Consider the following 20,805-nt stretch of genomic DNA (forward strand, 5'->3'; position numbering starts at 1 on the left):
GCCGCTTTTCGAGCTAGGTGCCGCATAGGCGCTTCGCGGTGGAAGGCGTAGGAGCGTCGCAGCGGGCAAGGTCGCATCGGCATCGTAGCCATGACCAGCCACAAGTCATCCTCAAAAGCGAAAGCGCAGCCCGTGGGCTGCGCTTTCATCGTGGGGGAATGATGGCTATCTGCATCGTCAACTTGGCTTCGGAGGCGCGACCTTGCCCGCGCCTCCCTTCCTGAATCCCCGATCCCCGGCCATGAACGCCTCCAGCATGTGCGGGATCAGCGTGGCCGCATCGATCGCTTCGCCATACGCCTGCGCGTGCAGCGCGGCGTAGCGGTCGAGGTCGGCTTTCAGGCTAGCCGGGCAAGCGAAGGTCAGCTTCGTGGATTCCGTTTTCGGCAGCGGCCCGAGCCGCAGCTTCTTGGTCGTGCTCATCGAGAAGCCCCCCGGTTGAAGGGTTCTACCCCGTTAAGACGGACACTTCAGAAACGCGTCATACTGGACGTAAAGGAGTGTGAGTGATGAAACGCAAGAAATACAGTGCCGAATTCAAAGCGGGAGCGGTTGAACAGGTGCGCCGGTCGGATGTCAGTTGTGCCCAGGTCGCTCGGGAGTTGGGTATAGCCTCGGACTTGCTCTCTCGCTGGAAGCGGGAGGCTGATACGCAAGGCTCCAAGGCCTTTATTGGTAGTGGAGCTGCACGTGATGAGGAAGTAGTGCGACTAAAGCGGGAGTTGACCCGAGTTCAGAAGGAGAGGGATTTTTTGCGCGCAGCGGCAACGTTCTTTGCCAGGGAGTCGTCCTGAGATATCAGGCCATCGAGCGTTGTCGCCATGAGTTTCCCATCCGAATGATGTGTCGTTTGCTGCGGGTATCATCAAGTGGTTTTTATGACTGGTTATTGCGCCCGGTCAGCACGCGCCAGAAGGAAAACCAGCGCTTGCTCATCCTCATTCGTCAGATGCACGCAGATAGCCAAGGCGCGTTAGGGGCTCCTCGCATGCATGAAGACCTGGTGGAGCGAGGAGAGACGGCCAGCAAGAATCGCATTGCACGCTTGATGGCTGGCGATGGTCTTCAGGGCTGGCCGCGCAGAAGAAAACGGGGGCAGCGTGGGAAGCAGGAAACACCGATGCCTCAGGTCGAGAATATTCTTGCGCGAGATTTCAGTGCACAAGAGCCAGAGACCAAATGGGTGACGGATATTACGGAGATCAAAACCGGAGAGGGCGTACTTTACTTGTGCATCGCGCTGGATCTGTACAACAAATTGGTGGTTGGCTGGTCGATGCATCACCGCCAGGATCGTCAGATGGTGATGCGTGCTGTGGAGATGGCTATTTGGCAACGCCAAGGCGTTGGCAGAGTTATTCTGCACTCGGATAGAGGTAGCCAATTTCGCAGTGGTGACTATCAGGCGTTGCTGGTACGCAATTGGCTGATCTGCTCAATGAGTGCTGTGGGCCATTGTGGCGACAACGCGGCCTGCGAAGGATTCTTTGGCATGCTCAAACGTGAGCGAGTCAATCGCAAGACATACCGGACGATGGATGTCGCCAGGGCCGATGTATTCAACTACATTGAATGCTTCCATAATCCGCGTATGCGGCGCAGAATTGCCAAGATTGACCAGCAGTTTTCCGATCTTTTAGAGGCGTCCGTTTAATCGGGGTAGAACCCCTTTTCACAGTTCCACAAAGGGGGATTCCGATGCTTAAGAAAAAATTCCAAGACGCTCTGGCGAACGCACGCATCGCCGCGCAAGACACCTATCTTGTTCATCTCAATAACGCTGTCGCGGCCATCGATGCGAGGCAGGCAGCGGATCCTGAGCTTCAAGCCTATGCGTCCGCGTTGAATGCATTGCTTGACGATTCAAGCTTTGGCGTCAACCCGCACTTGACCAACAAATTCGCACAGATTCTTGGCGAAGCGCACTTTTGGCTCATGTGTCTTGACAAAGGACTTCGGTTGACGCGCATCGCCGAAGTCAAGAACAAGAAAACGCCAGACTTTTCAGCTCCAGTCGGCAGCCAGTCCATTTACTTTGAAGTGAAGACGCTGTCGGTTGTGGGGGGCGATGCAGGCATCGCGGACGCCCTGCACTCGTCACTTGACGCGCACATCGACTTAGAGGCTCAGCAGCGAGCCGGCGCTCGCGTTGCCATTGCGATGTCGGAAGCGCAGCCCTACGGCGACAAGGTCAAGCATGATCAGACCTTGTTGAGCGTCATCAATACGCTCGTCGAGAAAGCCCGCGGAAACATCAAGGCAGATCAGTTCGCGATGCCGAACACGTTCTTGGTCATCAACCTCAGCATTATTCCGCCATTCATCACGGAACCCAAGGCCTTGAGACCTGCATATCCCGACGACTACATGTTTCCCAAAGCTGTCACCGGCGACCTTTGGACTCTCGCCTTTGGCAGGACAGGGATGCCCATCTTGGGCATCCCTGAATTCGAGGGAAAGCCATGCGTCGAAGGTTTGTTCGACAAAGTCGGCATCCTGGCAGATCAAGAATTCTCCGCTGTCGCTGGATTAATTTTTATGATCCATCCGTGGCAGCGGCCTTCGGAACTTTGGGGACTTTTCCGCGGCGCTGACCGCACCCAGTGGGAAGACGGGAATCCTGATTTGCTGCAACAGCTTCAAGCGCTCACTGGCAAGCTTTGGAACGACTGTGGTGACACGAACGGGTGGCAATTGCAATAGTTCATAGGCCGACATGGGTAACAGCCATGACTCTCATTGCAGGGGTGTGTAGTCACGAAGAAATGAGCTGACCGGTCGTGGCTGAGCTAAATATGCGGGAGAGCAGCGGGGTACTTTGCAGCACCCCAAGAGCCGAAGATCCATTCAGACAACGATCCGCCCGGCCAGCCGCGCGTCGCGCGCGTAGGCGCTCAACCGCATCTCGGCGCGGAACGACAGGTCGCGCTCGATCGGCAGGCCTAGTCGGCCGCGCACCGTCGCCAGCTCGCCCATGCTGACCCAGCCGATCTCCGGCGCCCCCAGCCCCAGGTCGCAAAGGCCGAAGGCGTGATCGTGGTCATCGGGATCAATCTAGGTCAACAGCCAGGTCGCGCCGGCATTCGGCGTGAACAGCTTGACCACGGGCGCCGGGTCGAAGTCCGGGTTCCCCAGCGATTCGCGGCCGTTGGCCAGCAGCACGATGCGCTGCTCGTCGGTGATGAGTGCGTGGTTCATGGTGAACTCCTGAAAGGTTGCCTGGCGGAATTGCCCAGCCCTTCCGGGGCACGGCGCAGCGCAAGGAGTCAGGGGGCGCAGACGGCCGCCAGGACGCAAGCGCGCTCGGCGCGCGCCGCCCTTGACGGCGAGAACGCCGTGATACGGTGAAGGGAACAGCAAGACCGCCCACACCCTGCCCAATAGACACACCCGTCTTTGAGCAAGCGGAGCGCGCAGGCCCGCGAGGGCCGAAGGCGTCAGGGATCAGAGCCGAATTGATGAGATTCGGCACGAGGCGCGGGGCGGAGCCCGCGAGCCCGACGGCGGAACGCCGGGACGCCGGGACGCGACACAGTACCTGCATGCGTGCAAAACGCCTGCGCTCTGGCAAACGCCTTGTAACATGTATGGGCAGCGGCGGGCCGGCATTTGTGCGGCGCTTCTAGAAAACGAGAACCTTTATGCACATCTCCAAGCTAAGCCTGGTCAACTACAGAAACTTCGCCAACACCAAACTCCGGTTCCAGAAGGGCATCAACACCATCATTGGCGAAAACGGATCAGGTAAAACGAACCTGTTTCGAGCGATCAGGCTACTGCTCGATGACAACATGATCCGATCCGCCTACCGGTTGGATTCCACGGACTTTCATAGAGCTTTGGGAAGGTGGCAAGGCCATTGGATCATCATCAGCCTTGAATTCGAGGAGATCTCCGCTGATGAAGCAGTCCAGGCCTTGTTCCGGCACGGGACGGGCGGCATCGATGATGACGCAATCGGCAAAGCCACCTACAACCTCATCTTCCGCCCAAAGAAAGAGATCAGGCTTCGCCTCTCTCAATTGGACGATGGCGACCACGCTGGTCTCGCTGCGATCCTGGCTCCTGTCACTCTGGACGACTACGAAACCATCTTCACGGGCCGGAGCGACGCTGACTTCAATGACGAGGCCTTCTACAAGGAGGTGGTCGGTGACTTCGAGAACGCCAGGTTCAACGAAGAAATCGAGTTTCCCGCCATCGGCGCCAAGATTCCCAGCGTGTTGTCCGTTTCCAAGGAGATTTCCTTCACCTTCGTACAGGCACTTAGAGACGTTGTATCGGAGTTCCACAACAACAGGACCAATCCACTTTTGTCGCTGCTCAAAGGCAAAAGTGGTGATATCGACCCAGTGGCATTCCAGCTCATCACCGACGGGGTGAAGGCTTTGAATGACTCGATCGAGGCGTTGCCGGATGTGCAAGCCGTCCGGACCGATATAAGGGACACCATCAAGGATGCAGCGGGCGAGGCGTACTCTCCCTCATCCTTGTCGATCAAGTCCGATCTGCCTGACGAAGCTGACAAATTGTTCCAGTCGCTCAAGCTGTTTGTCGGCGAATCGGGAGAAGGCCACGAAGGGCCGATCCATGAGTTGAGCCTGGGTGGCGCGAACCTGATCTTCCTCACCTTGAAACTGCTGGAATTCAAGTATCAGAAAGCCAAGCAGTCGATCGCCAACTTCTTGTTGATCGAAGAGCCAGAGGCCCACATCCACACACACATTCAGAAGACGCTGTTCGACAGACTTCAGTACGACGACACCCAGATCATCTACTCGACCCATTCGACGCATATCTCAGAGGTCAGCAACGTCCAGAACGTAAATATTCTTGGCCGGGAGCGAGATCGGTGCGAGGCCTACCAACCGTCCACGGGCCTGGGCCCAGAAGAGATCGGCAACATCCAACGCTATCTGGATGCGGTTCGCAGCAACCTGTTGTTTGCCAAGAGTGTCATTCTGGTAGAGGGCGATGCCGAAGAAATCCTGATCCCGATTCTGGTCAAGAAGGTGCTGGGCATCAGTCTGGATGAACTCGGAATCAGTTTGATCAACATCCGAAGCACCGGTTTCCAGAACGTAGCCGTTCTTTTCCACGATGATCGAATCCGAAAGCGGTGCAGCATCGTCACCGACCTCGACAAGTCCATCATTGACACAACGCCCGCGGGGGGCGACCCCGAGGAGGTGCTTCGGCGCAAGAAAAAATACCAAGCCTCTCAGGAGAAGGGCATCGCCAGGAAGGTGATTCTGGAAGAGTCGTTCAAAGACAACCCTTGGGTTACGTCATTTTTTTCTCCCCACACTTTCGAGGTTGATTTCGTTGCTGCTGGAAATGGGCGCAAAGTGGTCGGCATACTTCCTGATGTCTATAAAGACGCGCCAACTATCGCAACGGCCACAGCAGAGCTTGAGTCACCGGACATCGCGCTGTACGGCCAGCGCGTGCTGACCATGGCGGGCAACTATGGCAAAGGGTGGTTCGCCATTTTGCTGGGGAAGAAGATCGATCCACAAACAGCCATCCCGGCGTACATCCTTGATGCCATCGCCTTCGCGCACCCAGTAGTCACAAAAGAAGTCTGGTTCAATGTGCTCAGCTATCGCGTCAACTACATTGATGCGGAGGATCTTGTCACCGCATCGGCGGTCTTTGACGGATTCAGGGCCAAATTGCTGGCTTTCAGAAAGGGAGACCTCGATTTCGTTGACATCAGAAACGAAATGCTGGCCACCTTCCCCGACGATCGCATCAACGACATCCTCAGGGTCTTTTAGCCATGTTCGAATGGGACAAGGATGATCTGAATCCGGAGCAGGAAGCTGCCATTCTGGAGCCTGGAAGCGTTTTTCTCATAGCATGCCCTGGCAGCGGAAAGACCCGCACGCTGACCTACAAGATCGCCTATGAGTTGTCCAGACTGGAATCGAACAAGCAGTTCGTTGTTGCAATCACGTATACGCACCGCGCGGCCGACGAGATCCATGAGCGCATTGAGGACCTTGGGGTGGACACATCCCGACTATGGATAGGAACGATCCATTCGTTCTGTCTTGAGTGGATACTGAAGCCGTACGGCATCTATCACGAGGCGTTGGATCGCGGCTTCCGCGTGATCGATCAGCACGAACGCGAGAAGCTTCTGGAAGCGCTGTGCAAGCCTTACCAGAAACCAAAAATAACGGTATGGGACTGTGACTTCTATTTCACCGAAGCTGGCTATGTGCTTTCTTGCCAGCAGGATTGGAAGCATGCCGGCTTGCACGCCATATTGGGCCAGTACTTCGAGGTTCTGCAGGAAAGTCGGCAGATAGACTTCGAATTCATTCTCTACTATGCGTACCAACTCATCGCCCGTCGGCCTGCAATCAGCACCCTTCTGGCGCAGTTGTTCTCTTTCGTGTTGGTCGACGAGTATCAGGACACCAAGCGAATTCAGTATTCGATCATCACGGCCATCTTGAAAGCCGGTCACGGGGCGACGAAGGCCTTCATCGTTGGAGATCCCAACCAAGCAATTTACCAATCGCTCGGCGGATACCCGATTGCCTTCGAGGATTTCAAGGCGATGGCTGGCATCGACATTGAGGAGCTTCAGCTATCGAGGAATTACCGCTCGTCCGAGCGCATTATCAATTACTTCGGAAACTACAACGTCCACGCCACTCTCATCGAGGCCGCTTCCAGCGAAAAGGCGTATCCAAGCCTTATTTCGTTCAACGACGCGGTGAATAAGGCGGGTTTGGAGGCGGAGCTGATTCGACTCATTCGCTTCAACATCGAGACGGTTGGAATAGCCCCGCATGAGGTATGCGTGCTTGCACCGCAGTGGATGCATTTGGCAAGTATGACCCGCCGCCTTGTCGCGAGCATGCCGGAGTATCCATTCGATGGTCCCGGCATGGTCCCCTTCGCAAGAGATCCAGATAATTTTTGGTACAGGCTTTCAAAGATTACCCTTACACAGGCGTCGCCGGGCATGTATGTGCGAAGACTGCGATGGGCCGGGGAGATTCTGAATGACTTGGAGGCTGCGGGTGTGAGCGTATCCAAGCTCACGCGGAAGTCATTTTTGAGGGAGTGCAACGCGATCAAGATCGACGAAGAGGATGGCCTCAACTACCTCCGTGCATTTTTCGAAACGCTGTTTGCGAACCTAGCGATCGACTTTCGCCTCTTCACGCTCCTACGAGAACATCACGACGCATTCTTCGAAAGTTCGCAGGTGCGGATTGAAAAACTGAAGAAGGAAGGTACCGAGATCATCGGCGACATTGCGACATTCCGGAAGGTTTTTCAAAGCAGGAGCGGGATCACTATTTCCACGATCCACGGAATCAAGGGCGCAGAGTTCGATACGGTCATCGCCTATGCCTTACTGGAGAACGTTCTTCCCAATCGGAATGACCCGAATGGCCAAGAGAGTGCGATGAAATTGCTGTATGTCATCGGCTCACGTGCAAGGAAGAATCTGCACCTAATCTCGGAGCGAGAACGCATCGATGGATATACCCGTGACGAGTACCAAACAACTTTGAAGCTTGCTGCATGCAATTTCAAGTACAACCAGATTCCATAGCCCTTGGGATACTCGTTGCCGTCGCCCCATATACATGTGGCAGAGATTTTTTCTTGCTGTAGGGCGGTTCGGCCCTAGAAACACAGAGGTGTCAATGGCACAAGGGTCCAGCACCTGGCAGGTGAGAAGCGCGACTTCCGCAGATCGGCGCACGATCTCCGGCAGCAGCGTGCCGCTGAAGTGGGCCCACGATGCGCGCACCGGCGAGCCTCGCTACATCCACGATGCCGAGGTCTCCGAAGGTCGGGCCGAATGCCAATGCCCGTCCTGCCATCTTTCTCTGACGCCGGTGCTGGCTGGTCAGCCTCTGCACCGCAACCCCACAGCGCACTTTCGCCACCCCAAGGGCGCTCAGAAAGATGACTGCACGCTTGTCGCTGCGCGGCTCGCGGCGATTCGAAACCTCCAGGAGCGAGGTTTCATAGATCTGCCTCGACACAGGAGATCGGCTTCTGCCGTCGGGTTCAGCGGTCAAGGGTATGAGGGCTGGGCCGAGATACCGGCACGACGCGTCTCGATTGCCGGCGCGGTACTCCACGACCATGCCACTGCGCTGCTGACGCTGGACGACGGCAGCGAACTCCTGGTCGATCTCACCGGCCAGCGCAAGCTTGGCGGCGATGGCCATTGGCGGGCGATCGTTACGGTATCCCTGTCCGATCCCGCCATCGCGATGATGGCTCCAGAAGAGATCCGCGCACGGCTGCGGTTGCTCCCAGACATCCAGTGGTGCACCCATTGGAACGACCAGGCTCTGCAGGCGGCAGCTGCCGCACAGGCCCGTCAGGCCGCGCTGGACGCCATGGATGCATGGGGAGATGCGGAGGAAACCTCGTTTCATCGCAGCCTGTCTCCTGATCTGGATCCTGCCGTCGCCCTGCAACTGCGTCGCGAGACGCTGCTGCACAGCGAAGTGAAGGCGATCCTGGAGCAGTCCTCGCACATCGCAACGCCGGGCCTCGATGTGGAGGTGATCCGCGACGCCCCTGACGAGTTCAGCGGTGAATGGGAGAGCAACACGCTTCGCATGCAATGGTTGACCGGATCCACGACGCTGTCGCTTGAAAAGACTCGGCTGGAAAAGCAGCAGGGCAGCATCGTCCCCGACGTCATCAGCACGCTGCGCGAGCCTCGGCCTTTCATCTTCGGGGTGGTGGAAACCTGGCTCGATGATGGATTCGAGGAATTGATCGAAGACAGCCACAGCAGCCAGCGTTGGCCTGAGACCTTGCTGGTTGAAGTCACCGTGACGCACGGCATCGATCAGGAAAAGCTGCGCCGCATCCAGGCGCTTGACCTTCCAACATTGGAAATAGACATCGGATCGCTTGGCGGCCGGGTCACCCGGGAGGGACTGCGTCGCCTGGTGGTGGACGAGACCATCGGCAAGCGCTGGGTCCATCACCCAGCCTGGCGTTTTCGTCGCCAACTCCTCGAAATGGAATTGGACCAGCACCCGGTCACAGTCCGCTTCCAGCAGCGCTTGACCGAACTGAGGCGCCCTCGGCTGCTCGCGACACCGGCATCGGAGTGGGCATCGATCTATCTGGCGGCCGCCACGGAATTCCACGATACCAACACCCGCATCGACAAGGCCAGGCGAACGCATCGAGGAGAAGGCCCCAAGCCCGAACTATTGGGCAAGGACAGCGAGCCCTGGCAGCGGCTCACGGAGGCAGCCGAAGCACTTGCCGTTCACGGCTACCCAGGCGCAGCCGACCCCGAGATGGCGGGGCTTGCGGGCATCGTCCCAAGGCTGCTGTCGATCCAGCATGACCGCGGCGTCGGCTATGCATTCGACACGGGTTATCAGGTTCTCAACGCCATCATGCAGAGCGGCGCCGACTACCAGCAATGGCATACGCTGTACCCCATGGCGGTCAAAGCCTACGGCCTGGAGTCCAGATTCACGGCCAAGCAGGCTGAGCGCTACGCATCCTGGCGTCAAAGGATCATTGACAAGGTGGAAGCCGGCGATGCAACCCACCTGCGGCCGGCGCGCTACGACGCGGTACTCAGCGTGCTTTTCCCCGACATGGCACCGCGCCTTGCGAATGGCTACGGCAGAGAGCCACGGCCCGCACAGTTGGAACAGGAGTCTGGCGGCTGAACTCTCGCGCGATCATCAACTTGTCGCGGCATTCTGAAGGGCCGGTCAGGACTGACAGCGGCGACTCACTGCTATTGGACGTCAACCGAGCAAGTGATTCCATCCATACGGCTTTCCAGGCTGTCCTAAGCGGGACGAGAAGGACCAAGAAGATCCGACAGCGCCTGCTCCCGTGCCATTCCTGGTTGCCGGGACAGTCGAACCAATGCGCCTGCGGTTCGCCTTGCCAGACTGCGTGCCAACAATCTTTGCTTCGTTGAAATGCGTTGAACTCCAGACCGCCCATGAATGAATGCGCTTCTCAAGTCGAACAGACTCTCATAGTCCCGCTCTGCCTTCTCTTCGCCGACCGCGGCACGTAGGCGGGCTGCGACGCGCTTGGTCGCCGATAGTTTGGGACGGGGATCGTTATTGGGTCGCAACCCTCGCCTGTGGTCGCTCTCCAAGCCCAATGCCGCCTCGATGACCGTCAGGTGGGCGATGAACTCGTCGATGCCACTTGCGAGGAACGCTCGCACAAGAAAATGCACCACCGGGGTTTCGAACAGGGAGGTCGCACGAGCGGCCTGCACTTCATTCCATGCAGTGTCGTTGACCCATTGCAGTCCCGCTGTCGCCGCGTTGTCGAGGGGCAGTATGGTGCGGCGCTCGATTTCTATTTCCTCGCCCCACTCATCCTGGTAGATGTAAGGTTCAAAGGACAGAGTCTCTGCGCTGGGCGGGAGAGTGGGCGATACGAACAAGTCGTCGTCCAGCGTGTATATCCATGGCACACGGAATCCGCGCCAATCGACCTCGTTCAAGGTAGACCAATCCTCCCACGGGGCGAGGAGAAGGAAAAAAAGCGCATCCTCTACGGCCTGGGGAAAACGGCCACGATGCGGCTCGATCTCACCAAGATCACGCGAGAAATCCATGTCCCCGAATGAGAACGCGCGCGCATTCGGCTTTGCTTGAACAAGTACTTCTTCCTCCACGACCAGCCATTGGAACTCGGACAGGCGCTTCGCGTCCGAAGTCAAAGTATGGAAGTGGCGGCTCAGTCTCGGCCAGTCGAAGAGATCGTCTAGTTCTGCCGCGCTGAACCATGCAACGCGTGCGTTGCCGAACGTCATCGAGGGCAGTTCGTCGGCAAGATCGAGAGGACAGAGATGGCGCCGGGTGATGGAACTGCGCGAGAAGGCTTTCACCAACATCTCTGCCACGGTCGGCAAGTCGAGAGCCTGCACCCTGTGACCGGCAGGCAAGCCACATGGCAGGCCAAGGGATCTGAGTGCGTTGCTCAGTGCAAAGGTGGCCTTGCCGCTGCCAGTGCGTTGCGCGATCAATTCGCTCAGCGCTGTGAAGGCGGGTGCCGACAACAGGTTGTCGGGGCCTGGCGGCGGAATCCGCCACAGGGCTTCCAACGTGGCGAGAAGTTTCTCGTCTACCGATATCATCTAACCACCTCATCGGATGCAGCCGCCGGCCACCATGACCGCTGCGTCCGCTCCTGCGCAAGCCTGGCTTCGAGGCTGGGGTGCTTGCGTTCGATGCTCTCGTTGTAGATGTACTCCGCATCGTCCCAGAAGGTGACGATTGCCGCGCAGAATAATCGAAGTCGATCCAAAGGAATGTCCATCAATTCGACGGGAGGAGCAGTCGCCGTGACTTGATTCGCATTGGCCGGGGCCAAAAGGTAGTCCGGCCACAGTTCGGGGCAATGCCTGGCCAACTCGGTGGCAGAGGGCCCATCGCCATGGCGGCATGCGTTACCCAACAGGTGCAACTTGTCCAACTCGGAGAAGCTGGGGAACGCCTCAAGCCCTATGCCGCGAAGTTCAAGGAACAACTCGCGAAGTCTGCGCCAGTTTCCCTTCTCTGCCTGAGCAGCCAAGCCTTCGTGCGGGCGCAACGCCGCAGCACATCCACGCAGGTAACCACGCAGCTGACGCTCCCAGATCGACTGGATGGAAAGGCCAAAAGCCATCTTGGTCTCGCGGAGCACGTCTCCCGCATCGGAAAGGGCAAACGCGGCCGCCGGCTCATCGCTGCGGCTAAGTATGTGCATCTTCTCTTCGAGCACCTGTATCGATGGCACGATGACATCGTCAAGGAATGACTGAACGCTGATCCCGTGCATCGCCGTGGCGACATCGGCGTGACAGTTCTGCCAACGAAAAATGGTCACATGTTGTCTCCAAGCCGATGCTCAGTGATCAAGCCGCGGTAGGCGAAATTGATCAGGTCCCGCACTAGCTCAAGAAGCCCAGCGTACGGAAGACCGTCAAACGGGTCCCCATGCGCCATCTTGTTTCGGAGCTGGGCCAGGGTGGGCTCAGATTCACCCGTAAGTTGACCGACGACGCAGGCATTGCAGCGCACGGCGATGGGCAAGTTGTCATCGCTCAGGCCGTCGTACTCAACTAGGTGTTTGAGCAAGGCCGCAAGCGTTCGCTTGTTCTTCGCAACCCGACCTCCATGGCTGCCAACCAATGCGATTTCCAGAGCTGTCAGCGCAACTAGTTCGCCGGCTTTGATCAACTCCGCATCGCTCCAACCGAGCAGATACAGCTTTTGTGCGCGAGCGTACTTCAGGCGCACAACCGCTGGGACGCGGACGTCAAGATCGAGATCGCGAAGGAATTTCTGCCATTGGCTGACCTCGTGGAACTGCATCAAGCCCGCTGGGTTTCCCCGACTCGGCCAAGGCAGTACGAGCGGTTCAAGGCGCGGCGGAAGGCAATTCTCTAAAAGGTCCATGTCAGAGCAAGTCACACTGAATTGAACGGTGATGTCAACGTAAGTAGGAAACTCGGCCACGGCCTCAGCCCGCTAACCATCCGCAGTGTTTGACACAGCACGATCAGCAGCGCGGTCTTGTCATCGTCTACCAGAGACGCCACCATCGCCGCGATTCCTCGCGAGCCGACAGCGGCCGCATGTCCAGGACGACCTGCGTGGCTTCGTCGCTGTTGTTCCTTCCCCGGCGCCTCAGTTCTGCCTCGTACAGGTGCGCAGTTCCACGCGCATCCTTGGAGCCACGCAGCGCCTCAGCGCGCCAATGCCGCGCCAAATCGGCCAGTTCTTCGTCGGGTATCCCTTGTAAAGCCGTCATGCGTCAGCGAGTCCTGAGCGGCCTCAGCCGGTCAGATGCACGAGCTTCCTTTCAGATGATGGCCTGCAGGCCCTTGTCCGCGATCACGTTGAGCAGCTTGAGCGCAGGCCCCGCCGGCCGAGTCTCGCCTTGCTCCCACTTGCGCACGGTCGAAGCCGACGTGTGCAGGTGGTGCGCGAACACAGGCTGGCTGAAGCTCAGCGCTTCGCGCAGCCGCCTGATGTCCATAGCGCTGAACTCGCGCACCGGCGGCGGACAGATGGCGTCGAACTGGCGCATGGTCACTTTGCCGATCGCGCCGGCCTCGTGCAGCGCGGCCAGGTCGCTGCGCAGCGATTCAATGAGCTTGCTCGTCACAATGCACCTCCAGTAGAACTCCTGCCTGCAATGCCTGAACCAACGCTGCCGCGGGAAGGTCCAGGAACACCTTGCCTGCGTACTGCAGCGCCTTCTTTTCGTCCTGCCCGATGTTCGCCGTGGCGCTCTTGGGAAACCCGTGCAAGAACACGTACCGGGTGCCGATGCGGGCCAAGAGCAAGGTGCGGTAACCACCGCTCTTGCCGCCGCCTGCACGCGCCACGCGCTTCTTGTAGAGGTGGCCGCCCAGATCCGCATCGATCAGGCCACTTTCCATCTCCCGCACCGCTTTGCACAAAGCAGCATCGGACAGTTTCTCGCCCGCCTGCCACCGAGCGAAGTCCTTGCGCTTGAGAACCTGCGGCAACGAATCACAATTATACCCGAGACGGGTATAATTTTCCAGCGTGCCCGTCACGGTGCTGCCACCAGGTCTGTGGCCAACCGTGCGCCCACCACCGTCTTGCGCCGCTGGGCCACCAGTTCGGCCGCTTCGCGCACCGGCTTGTCCTCGGTGTGGACATACCGCATGAACATTGCCACGGTCTTGTGCGCAGTCAGCGCCATGCCGACCTTCACGGGGATGCCCGAGTTGGCGATGTCGGTCGCCGAGCGATGACGGATGCCATGTGTGCCCACGTGGCTCACACCGGCACGCTTGAGGATGCGGGTCCAGCCGCCGTAATACTCACCCGTGGTCATGTGCTGCCCTGGGTGGTTCGGCGACGGAAACACATGAGGGCAACCGTCCTGACGCAGCGCGGTGGACAGCAGCCGGTAGGCCTCCTCACTCAGGGGCTTGGACATCCCACCGGTCTTGCTGTCGGGCCAGACCACGCGTCGGTGCTCCAGGTCCACCCAGTCCCATTGCAGCGTGACGATCTCGGAGCGTCGGCCCGCGAACTCGAACTGCAGCCGGATGGCCAGTGGCAGGACGGCGTGATCCAGTCCCAGCCCATCGGTTTCCAGATAGTCGAGATACCGGAACAGCTTGCCCATCTCCTCGTCGCTGATGAGGTGTGTGGCCTTGCCGTTAGGGTACATCGGGACGTGGCGGCAGGGGTTGGTGCCGTCCGGCCGGTAGCCCCAGACCTCAGCCAAGTTGAACATCTTGCGCATCACGCTGAACGTGCGGTTTGCCTCGGCCGGCTTGTGCGACCACTTCTTCATCGCTATGGCCACATCCGGCCGCTTTACGTCCTGAACCTTCATCCGGCCTAGCATCGGGACGATGCAGCGGTCGATGACCGCCTGATATCCGCGCTGCGTACTGGGCTTGTTGCGCTGCTTGGAGTGGTCCTCCATGGACTTCTCGCACAGTTCCTTGACTGTCGGTGCGGCTCGGGCAGCAGCCTTGGCGGCGCTGGGATCGCCGCCCTTACGTACCTTCGCCAGCCACTCCTGGGCCAGCGAGCGGGCCTGCTCGACGGTCAGTTCCCCGTACACGCCCAGGGCGGGCTTGCGGCGCTCGCCGGCGTTAGTGCGGTACTGCAGCATGAACACCTTGCGCCCTGCTGGTGTAACCTTGCACAGGAAGCCGGGCACCAGCGTGTCCCGGAGTTCGACGGCCAAGGCCTGGGGTTGTGCCGCATCGACTGCGGACTTGGTGAGCTTGAGTTTTGCCACGATGACTCCTTGAAAGACCCAGTTTCCAAGAGCCTCATGGGAGCCATGGGGGCACAAGCCGGGTCAGGTTTGGGAAAGCACCGTCATATGTTGGACTCGCCTAAGTGATTGATAAACCTGCTGTATCGGGCTTGGGCGTGGTCCAGCGAAGTTCGGTGCGGGAGACATGGTGAAATGAAAAAAACGGCACGGGAGCGACCCGTGCCGTTTTTTTTTGCATGTACTCGATGCCGGCCGAAACCGGCACCGTGCTCAGGCGGAAGGGACTTAGAAGTCCATGCCACCCATGCCGCCCATGCCGCCGCCGGGCATGGCGGGAGCGGGCTTGTCTTCAGGCAGCTCGGCGATGGCAGCTTCGGCCGTCAGCAGCAGGCTGGCGATCGAGGCGGCGTTTTGCAGGGCGGTGCGGGTGACCTTGGTCGGATCCAGCACGCCTTGCTCAACCAGGTCACCGTACTCGCCGGTGGCTGCGTTGTAGCCGTAGTTGCCCTTGTTGGCCAGCACGTTGTTGACCACGACGCTGGCTTCTTCGCCGGCGTTCAGGACGATGGTACGCAGGGGCGATTCGACAGCACGCAGGATCAGCTGGATACCGGCGTTCTGGTCGGCGGTGTCGCCCTTCAGGTCGGCGATCGCTTGCTTGGCGCGCAGCAGGGCTACGCCGCCGCCGGCGACCACGCCTTCTTCAACGGCTGCACGGGTGGCGTGCAGGGCGTCTTCGACGCGAGCCTTCTTTTCCTTCATTTCGACTTCGGTGGCAGCACCGACGCGGATCACGGCAACACCGCCGGCCAGCTTGGCCACGCGCTCTTGCAGCTTTTCACGGTCGTAGTCGGAAGTGGCTTCCTCAATCTGGGTGCGGATCTGCTTGACGCGGGCTTCGATGTTCTTGGCATCGCCGGCACCGTCGATGATCGTGGTGTTTTCCTTGGCCACTTCGATGCGCTTGGCCTGGCCCAGTTCGGCCAGGGTTGCCTTTTCGAGCGACAGGCCGGTCTCTTCGGAGATCACGGTGCCGCCGGTCAGGATGGCGATGTCTTCCAGCATCTGCTTGCGACGGTCGCCGAAGCCGGGAGCCTTGACGGCCACGGTCTTCAGGATGCCACGGATGTTGTTGACCACCAGGGTTGCCAGGGCTTCGCCTTCGACGTCTTCGGCGATGATCAGCAGCGGACGGCTGGACTTGGCGACTTGCTCGAGTACCGGCAGCAGGTCACGGATGTTGCTGATCTTCTTGTCGAAGATCAGGATGAACGGGTCATCCAGGGCAGCAACTTGCTTGTCGGGGTTGTTGATGAAGTAGGGCGACAGGTAGCCACGGTCGAATTGCATGCCTTCGACCACGTCCAGCTCGTCTTCCAGCGACTTTCCGTCTTCGACGGTGATGACGCCTTCCTTGCCGACCGTGTCCATCGCGTCAGCGATGATCTTGCCGATGGTCGCGTCGGAGTTGGCCGAGATCGAACCGACCTGGGCGATTTCCTTGCTGGTGGTGATGGGCTTGGACAGGTTCTTCAGCTCGGCGACGGCAGCGGCGACAGCCTTGTCGATGCCGCGCTTGAGGTCGATGGGGTTGAAGCCGGCGGCCACGTACTTGAGGCCTTCCTGGACGATCGACTGGGCCAGCACGGTAGCCGTGGTGGTGCCGTCACCGGCGTTGTCGTTGGTCTTGGAAGCGACGTCCTTGACCAGTTGCGCGCCGATGTTTTCGAACTTGTCCTTCAGTTCGATTTCCTTGGCGACGGAAACACCGTCCTTGGTCACGGTCGGGGCACCGAACGAGCGCTCCAGCACCACGTTGCGACCCTTGGGGCCCAGGGTGGTCTTGACGGCGTTGGCCAGGATGTTGACGCCATTGACGATGCGGCTACGGCTTTCATCGCCGAACAGGACTTGCTTAGCAGCCATGTTGAATTCCTTGCAGTAATACGTTTATCGGGAGATCGCGCCAGATGGGCGCGCTGTCTCGGTATGCCGGACGAGCTTACTCGACGACGGCGAGGATTTCTTCTTCGCGAATGACCAGGACTTCCTGGCCATCAACCTTGACGGTCTGGCCGGCATACTTGCCGAACAGGACCTTGTCGCCGACCTTCAGGTCGACCGGCTGGAGCTTGCCGTCTTCGGTGCGCTTGCCCGGGCCGACAGCGATGACTTCACCCTGGTCGGGCTTTTCAGCGGCATTTTCGGGGATAACGATACCGGAGGCAGTGGTGCGCTCGTTGTCCAGGCGCTTGATGATCACGCGATCATGCAGGGGACGCAGGGCCATGGATAAACTCCTGTGATGGTGAAGAAAATGAAATAATGACCGGATTGTCAGGAGCAGGGAGTGTTTAGCACTCACCTGCATCGAGTGCTAATTATAGGGACGAAAACCGACGCTTCAAGAGCGTTGACGCATTTTGTTACCAATGTCCATGCCACGCCAGAAAACCGAGCGATCTCAAAAGGTTGCTGCTCCTCCCATACCGGACGTGGTGCGTCTGAGCCGCAGTCCGTGGATGCGATTCTGCTATGGCGTGCTGGCGGTGATCTGCATTGTTCTGGCGATCATCGGTGCCATCCTGCCGGGCATGCCGACCACGGTTTTCCTGCTGGCGGCAGCCTGGGCTGCAGCGCGCTGCTCGCCCCGACTGTACGCCTGGCTCTGGCATCATCCGCTGCTGGGGCCATCGCTCTGGAACTGGCATGCCGGGCGCAAGGTGTCGCGGCGCGCCAAGTGGATGGCGGGCATCTGCATGAGCCTCAGCGCCGTGGTGATGTTCTACAACATCCCGCAGACCTGGCTGGCGGTCACGCTTACGCTGGTGATGCTGTGTGTGCTGGTCTGGCTGGTACGTCGTCCCGAACCCTCGGCGGACTGAGTGGCTGCGCGCAATGCATGTCAGGTCATCGGTTGAGGGGCCTGATATGAAAAAACCGCCTTGCGGCGGTTTTTTACATCTGTCGTACCGAAGCGCGGTTGCCTCAGCGATCCATGCCTGGCACGGTGGCGAAGAAACCGCCGTCGACATGGGTGATTTCGCCGGTAATACCTGCTGCCAGGTCGGACAACAGGAAGGCTGCCGTGTTGCCGACATCCTCGATAGTGACGTTACGGCGCAGCGGTGCGTAGGTCTCGACGAACTTGAAGATCAGGTTGAAGTCCTTGATCCCTGCCGCAGCCAGCGTCTTGATCGGGCCTGCCGAGATGCCGTTGGCGCGGATGCCCTGGGGGCCGAGGGCCGCGGCCAGGTAGCGCACGCTGGCTTCCAGGGAGGCCTTGGCCAGGCCCATGGTGTTGTAGTGCGGCACGACCTTTTCGGCACCCAGGTAGCTGAGCGTCAGCACCGAGGAGGGGCGACCTTGCAACATGGGCAGCAGCGCCTTGGTCAGGGCCGGGAAGCTGTAGGCCGAGATATCGTGGGCAATGCGGAAGTTTTCGCGCGACAGACCATCGAGGAAGGTGCCGGCGATGGCTTCGCGCGGAGCGAAGCCGATGGCGTGCACCAGACCGTCGAGTCCGTCCCAGCGGGCCGACAGATCGCGAACCAGATCGTCGATCTGGTTGTCTTCACCGACATCACAGGGGAGGACGATGTCGCTGCCGAAGTCGGCGGCGAATTCTTCCACACGCTCCTTGAAGCGGTCGCCCGCGTAGGTGAAGGCGAGCTCTGCGCCTTGCTCGTGGCAGGATTTCGCGATCCCGTAGGCGATGGAGCGATTGGAGATGACGCCTGTGATCAGGAGACGTTTGCCGGCAAGAAAGCCCATGCTGGAGTTCCTTTTTCGTACTTGCTATCAGATTACGGAAGTCGGCATTCTATCAGCCGTTTGCGGTTTAGCCACGGATTCGTGTGCCCGGAATGCGTAAACGAGCCCCAATCCGCAGGTTATTGCCCTTGATGTTGTTGAGCGAACGCAGATTCTCGACGGTCGTGCCGTACTGGCGTGCCAGCCCGAATAGCGTATCGCCGCTGCGCACCTGGTGGTAGCGAACATTGCTGCCCGAGGTGTTGCGCGTGGTGCCGGCCGGAACCGCGACTGGCTCGAGCGAGGCCAGTTGTGCCTGGCCCTGCGACGGCACCAGCAGGGCGCGCCCGCGGGCACTGTTCTCGCGTCGTCCGAGGTCGTTGATTTCGCGCAGTTGGGCGACCGTGATACCGAATTTGCGGGCGATGCTGGTCAGGGTTTCGTTGCGCTTGCTCTGGTAGGTCTGCCAGGAGGTGAGGGCACCCTGGTGGGCGGCGAGGTTGCTTTCGAAGATCGGTGCGCGGTCAATGGGCAGCAGCAGCGTGGGTTGGTGGCGACCCAGGATGACCGGGCGATTGTAGGAAGGATTCAGCGCCTGGAACTCGTCGAGCGGCATTTCCGCGAAGCGGGCGGCCAGCGCAATATCGATGTCGCGCTGCTTGCGGATGGTGACGAAGTAGGGCTCGTTCTGGACCTCGGGCAGTGCGATGGCGTAGCGCTCGGGGTCGGAAATGATGTTTTTGATGGCCTGCAGTTTGGGGATATAGTTGCGGGTTTCATCGGGCATGGTCAGCGACAGGTAGTCGGTCGGCTGGTCCAGCGCGATGTTCTTTTCCATGGCCCGGCGAACGGCACCTTCGCCCCAGTTATAGGAGGCCAGCGCCAGATACCAGTCGCCCTGGAAGTCGAACAGGTACTCAAGGTAATCGAGCGCGGCATTGGTGGAGGCGATCGGGTCGCGTCGCTCGTCGCGCCACCAGTCCTGCTGCAGCTTGAAGTTCTTGCCGGTACTGGGGATGAATTGCCACAGTCCTGCTGCCTTGGCGCGTGAATAGGCGGCCGGGTTGTAGGCGCTTTCGATAAAGGGCAGCAGGGCCAGTTCTGTGGGCAGGCCGCGGCGGTTGATTTCTTCGACGATGTGGAACAGGAACTTGCTGGCCCGTTGCGCCATCATCTGGACCGACTCGGGGCGGGCAGCATAATACTGCGTCCACTGTTCAACCAGCGGGGTATCCAGATTGGGAATGGTATAGCCGCGCCGGATCCGGTCCCAGATATCGGTGGCTGGATGGGTGAGGTCGATGGTGCGGGATGTGTCGGTGGCGATCAGGCGGCCGGTGCTGGTCTGGGTCACGTGCGCACGCAGGACGCGCTCGCTGCCCGCATCGGCGTTGCCATCGGTACGCTGAACGCTGGCACAGCCGGAAAGCAGTGCCACACAGCCCAGCAGGCCGCAGGCAATCAGTCTGGAAAAATGGGAAAGGTGCATCATGGGTGCTTCATTTGTACTGGTTTTTCCATTCGCGCAGGGCAGCAAAAACCTCGACTTCGCTATCCAGGGCATGGCCTGCCCAGAGGCCGGCTGCCTGTCGGATAGCAGGTTCCCTGGTGCGCAGGAATGGGTTGATGGCAAGCTCCTGTGCCAGTGGCACGGGCAGGGTGGGCAGGCCTTGCGCACGCAGGTGCGTGGCGCGTTGCTGCCAGTTTTGCAGGGCGTCGTTGCCAGGATCGACGGCCCTTGCCCATTTCAGGTTGGAGAGCGTGTATTCGTGTGCACAGCAGACCAGGGTGTCGCCGGGCAGGTCGGTGAATTGCGCGAGCGAGGCCAGCATCTGTGCCGGCGTGCCTTCGAACAGCCGCCCACAGCCGCCAGAGAACAGAGTGTCGCCGCAGAAAAGCAAGGCGGGGCCCTGCGCGGGACTGGCCAGGTAGGCGACATGTCCGGCAGTATGCCCGGGGACGTTGTAGACGGTACAGTCGATACCTGCCGCAGCGAGCGTGAACCGGCTGCCGCCCTCGACGCGTATGTCACAGCGCGGCAGGGATTCCCTGGCTGGTCCATACACAGGGATGCTGCTGTCGTGTGACAATTCGGTCACGCCGCCGACATGGTCATGGTGGTGGTGTGTCAGTAGAATGGCGGACAGTTGCAGCCCATGCTCGTCGAGCGCCCGCTGCACGGGCACCGCTTCGCCCGGATCAATCACCACGGCATGACGTCCCGCATGCCACAACCATATATAGTTGTCGGACAGCGCGGGCAAGGCCAGCAGGTGAGGATGGGCAAAGGTATTCATC

19 protein-coding genes and 1 pseudogene are annotated in these 20,805 nt (G+C 59.6%); 6 read left to right on the forward strand and 14 right to left on the reverse strand.

Annotation, left to right across the window (positions count from 1 at the left end; translation table 11 throughout):
* Positions 1-177: 177 nt before the first annotated feature.
* Positions 178-423, reverse strand: a complete 246-nt coding sequence (locus DD235_RS07080) for a DUF2274 domain-containing protein (RefSeq protein WP_109061347.1) — start codon at positions 421-423, stop codon at positions 178-180.
* Positions 424-506: 83 nt separating this feature from the next.
* On the opposite strand from DD235_RS07080, the gene DD235_RS07085 reads away from it, so the two are divergent.
* Positions 507-1,654 (forward strand): IS3 family transposase gene (locus DD235_RS07085; protein ID WP_109061348.1). Its coding sequence is split into 2 segments (ribosomal slippage): positions 507-747 and positions 747-1,654, totalling 1,149 coding nucleotides; the frame shifts between segments, so codons are not numbered across the junction.
* Positions 1,655-1,698: 44 nt separating this feature from the next.
* Positions 1,699-2,703, forward strand: a complete 1,005-nt coding sequence (locus DD235_RS07090) for a hypothetical protein (protein WP_204524209.1) — start codon at positions 1,699-1,701, stop codon at positions 2,701-2,703.
* Between the two features lie 144 nt (positions 2,704-2,847).
* Here DD235_RS07090 and DD235_RS07095 read toward each other — a convergent pair.
* Positions 2,848-3,198 (reverse strand): annotated as a pseudogene (locus tag DD235_RS07095) (DUF2958 domain-containing protein).
* Positions 3,199-3,641: 443 nt separating this feature from the next.
* Between DD235_RS07095 and DD235_RS07105 the strand changes: the two are divergent.
* From DD235_RS07105 to DD235_RS07115, 3 genes are all read left to right on the forward strand, one after another.
* Complete coding sequence (locus DD235_RS07105; protein ID WP_109061349.1) at positions 3,642-5,780, forward strand: ATP-dependent nuclease; 2,139 nt, start codon at positions 3,642-3,644, stop codon at positions 5,778-5,780.
* A gap of 2 nt (positions 5,781-5,782) precedes the next feature.
* Positions 5,783-7,582 (forward strand): UvrD-helicase domain-containing protein, encoded by a 1,800-nt coding sequence (locus DD235_RS07110; RefSeq protein WP_109061350.1) that lies wholly within the window; start codon positions 5,783-5,785, stop codon positions 7,580-7,582.
* A 94-nt stretch (positions 7,583-7,676) separates the two neighbouring features.
* Positions 7,677-9,692, forward strand: coding sequence for a hypothetical protein (locus tag DD235_RS07115; RefSeq protein ID WP_109061351.1), 2,016 nt, complete (start codon positions 7,677-7,679; stop codon positions 9,690-9,692).
* Between the two features lie 125 nt (positions 9,693-9,817).
* Here DD235_RS07115 and DD235_RS07120 read toward each other — a convergent pair whose 3' ends face one another.
* The 9 genes from DD235_RS07120 to DD235_RS07160 all read right to left on the reverse strand — a co-directional run bounded on the left by DD235_RS07120 (position 9,818) and on the right by DD235_RS07160 (position 17,044).
* Positions 9,818-11,131, reverse strand: a complete 1,314-nt coding sequence (locus DD235_RS07120; protein ID WP_204524210.1) for a hypothetical protein — start codon at positions 11,129-11,131, stop codon at positions 9,818-9,820.
* Positions 11,128-11,862 carry a hypothetical protein gene (locus DD235_RS07125; protein WP_109061352.1) on the reverse strand — a complete coding sequence of 245 codons (735 nt, stop codon included), beginning with the start codon at positions 11,860-11,862 and terminating at the stop codon, positions 11,128-11,130. The genes DD235_RS07120 and DD235_RS07125 overlap by 4 nt, the downstream gene beginning before the upstream one ends.
* Positions 11,859-12,353: a hypothetical protein gene (locus DD235_RS07130; protein WP_204524211.1), complete on the reverse strand. Its 495-nt coding sequence runs from the start codon at positions 12,351-12,353 to the stop codon at positions 11,859-11,861. The genes DD235_RS07125 and DD235_RS07130 overlap by 4 nt, the downstream gene beginning before the upstream one ends.
* 208 nt (positions 12,354-12,561) lie before the next feature.
* Entirely contained in the window at positions 12,562-12,789 is a 228-nt protein-coding gene (locus DD235_RS07135) for a hypothetical protein (protein ID WP_109061354.1), read from the reverse strand.
* A gap of 51 nt (positions 12,790-12,840) precedes the next feature.
* Positions 12,841-13,146, reverse strand: a complete 306-nt coding sequence (locus DD235_RS07140; protein WP_109061355.1) for a helix-turn-helix domain-containing protein — start codon at positions 13,144-13,146, stop codon at positions 12,841-12,843.
* Positions 13,127-13,513: a type II toxin-antitoxin system RelE/ParE family toxin gene (locus DD235_RS07145; protein ID WP_109061356.1), complete on the reverse strand. Its 387-nt coding sequence runs from the start codon at positions 13,511-13,513 to the stop codon at positions 13,127-13,129. Before DD235_RS07145 ends, DD235_RS07140 begins: the two co-directional genes overlap by 20 nt.
* A gap of 47 nt (positions 13,514-13,560) precedes the next feature.
* The gene (locus tag DD235_RS07150; RefSeq protein WP_109061357.1) at positions 13,561-14,772 is read right to left on the reverse strand and encodes a tyrosine-type recombinase/integrase; all 1,212 of its coding nucleotides are present in this window, start codon (positions 14,770-14,772) and stop codon (positions 13,561-13,563) included.
* A gap of 267 nt (positions 14,773-15,039) precedes the next feature.
* Positions 15,040-16,680 carry a chaperonin GroEL gene (gene groL, locus DD235_RS07155; protein ID WP_109061358.1) on the reverse strand — a complete coding sequence of 547 codons (1,641 nt, stop codon included), beginning with the start codon at positions 16,678-16,680 and terminating at the stop codon, positions 15,040-15,042.
* A 76-nt stretch (positions 16,681-16,756) separates the two neighbouring features.
* Positions 16,757-17,044: a co-chaperone GroES gene (locus DD235_RS07160; RefSeq protein WP_109061359.1), complete on the reverse strand. Its 288-nt coding sequence runs from the start codon at positions 17,042-17,044 to the stop codon at positions 16,757-16,759.
* Positions 17,045-17,276: 232 nt separating this feature from the next.
* Between DD235_RS07160 and DD235_RS07165 the strand changes: the two genes are divergently transcribed.
* A complete protein-coding gene (locus tag DD235_RS07165; RefSeq protein WP_193519572.1) occupies positions 17,277-17,639 on the forward strand; it encodes a YbaN family protein in 363 nt (120 codons plus the stop codon).
* A gap of 103 nt (positions 17,640-17,742) precedes the next feature.
* Here DD235_RS07165 and fabI read toward each other — a convergent pair whose 3' ends face one another.
* The 3 genes from fabI to gloB all read right to left on the reverse strand — a co-directional run bounded on the left by fabI (position 17,743) and on the right by gloB (position 20,804).
* Positions 17,743-18,528: an enoyl-ACP reductase FabI gene (gene fabI / locus DD235_RS07170; protein ID WP_109061360.1), complete on the reverse strand. Its 786-nt coding sequence runs from the start codon at positions 18,526-18,528 to the stop codon at positions 17,743-17,745.
* A gap of 67 nt (positions 18,529-18,595) precedes the next feature.
* Positions 18,596-19,999, reverse strand: a complete 1,404-nt coding sequence (locus tag DD235_RS07175) for a transglycosylase SLT domain-containing protein (protein WP_239990072.1) — start codon at positions 19,997-19,999, stop codon at positions 18,596-18,598.
* 7 nt (positions 20,000-20,006) lie between these two features.
* Positions 20,007-20,804, reverse strand: a complete 798-nt coding sequence (gloB, locus tag DD235_RS07180) for a hydroxyacylglutathione hydrolase (protein ID WP_109061361.1) — start codon at positions 20,802-20,804, stop codon at positions 20,007-20,009.
* Position 20,805: the final 1 nt, after the last annotated feature.

Source organism: Corticimicrobacter populi (assembly GCF_003123725.1).
Taxonomy (GTDB): Bacteria; Pseudomonadota; Gammaproteobacteria; order Burkholderiales; family Burkholderiaceae_B; genus Corticimicrobacter; species Corticimicrobacter populi.

What these genes read in the sequence shown, in the direction of transcription:
- DD235_RS07080 (WP_109061347.1), bottom strand. Translation starts at nt 423, where the DNA reads ATGAGCACGACCAAGAAGCTGCGGCTCGGGCCGCTGCCGAAAACGGAA.
- DD235_RS07090 (WP_204524209.1), top strand. Translation starts at nt 1,699, where the DNA reads ATGCTTAAGAAAAAATTCCAAGACGCTCTGGCGAACGCACGCATCGCC.
- DD235_RS07105 (WP_109061349.1), top strand. Translation starts at nt 3,642, where the DNA reads ATGCACATCTCCAAGCTAAGCCTGGTCAACTACAGAAACTTCGCCAAC.
- DD235_RS07110 (WP_109061350.1), top strand. Translation starts at nt 5,783, where the DNA reads ATGTTCGAATGGGACAAGGATGATCTGAATCCGGAGCAGGAAGCTGCC.
- DD235_RS07115 (WP_109061351.1), top strand. Translation starts at nt 7,677, where the DNA reads ATGGCACAAGGGTCCAGCACCTGGCAGGTGAGAAGCGCGACTTCCGCA.
- DD235_RS07120 (WP_204524210.1), bottom strand. Translation starts at nt 11,131, where the DNA reads ATGATATCGGTAGACGAGAAACTTCTCGCCACGTTGGAAGCCCTGTGG.
- DD235_RS07135 (WP_109061354.1), bottom strand. Translation starts at nt 12,789, where the DNA reads ATGACGGCTTTACAAGGGATACCCGACGAAGAACTGGCCGATTTGGCG.
- groL (WP_109061358.1), bottom strand. Translation starts at nt 16,680, where the DNA reads ATGGCTGCTAAGCAAGTCCTGTTCGGCGATGAAAGCCGTAGCCGCATC.
- DD235_RS07160 (WP_109061359.1), bottom strand. Translation starts at nt 17,044, where the DNA reads ATGGCCCTGCGTCCCCTGCATGATCGCGTGATCATCAAGCGCCTGGAC.
- DD235_RS07165 (WP_193519572.1), top strand. Translation starts at nt 17,277, where the DNA reads ATGCGATTCTGCTATGGCGTGCTGGCGGTGATCTGCATTGTTCTGGCG.
- fabI (WP_109061360.1), bottom strand. Translation starts at nt 18,528, where the DNA reads ATGGGCTTTCTTGCCGGCAAACGTCTCCTGATCACAGGCGTCATCTCC.
- DD235_RS07175 (WP_239990072.1), bottom strand. Translation starts at nt 19,999, where the DNA reads ATGATGCACCTTTCCCATTTTTCCAGACTGATTGCCTGCGGCCTGCTG.
- gloB (WP_109061361.1), bottom strand. Translation starts at nt 20,804, where the DNA reads ATGAATACCTTTGCCCATCCTCACCTGCTGGCCTTGCCCGCGCTGTCC.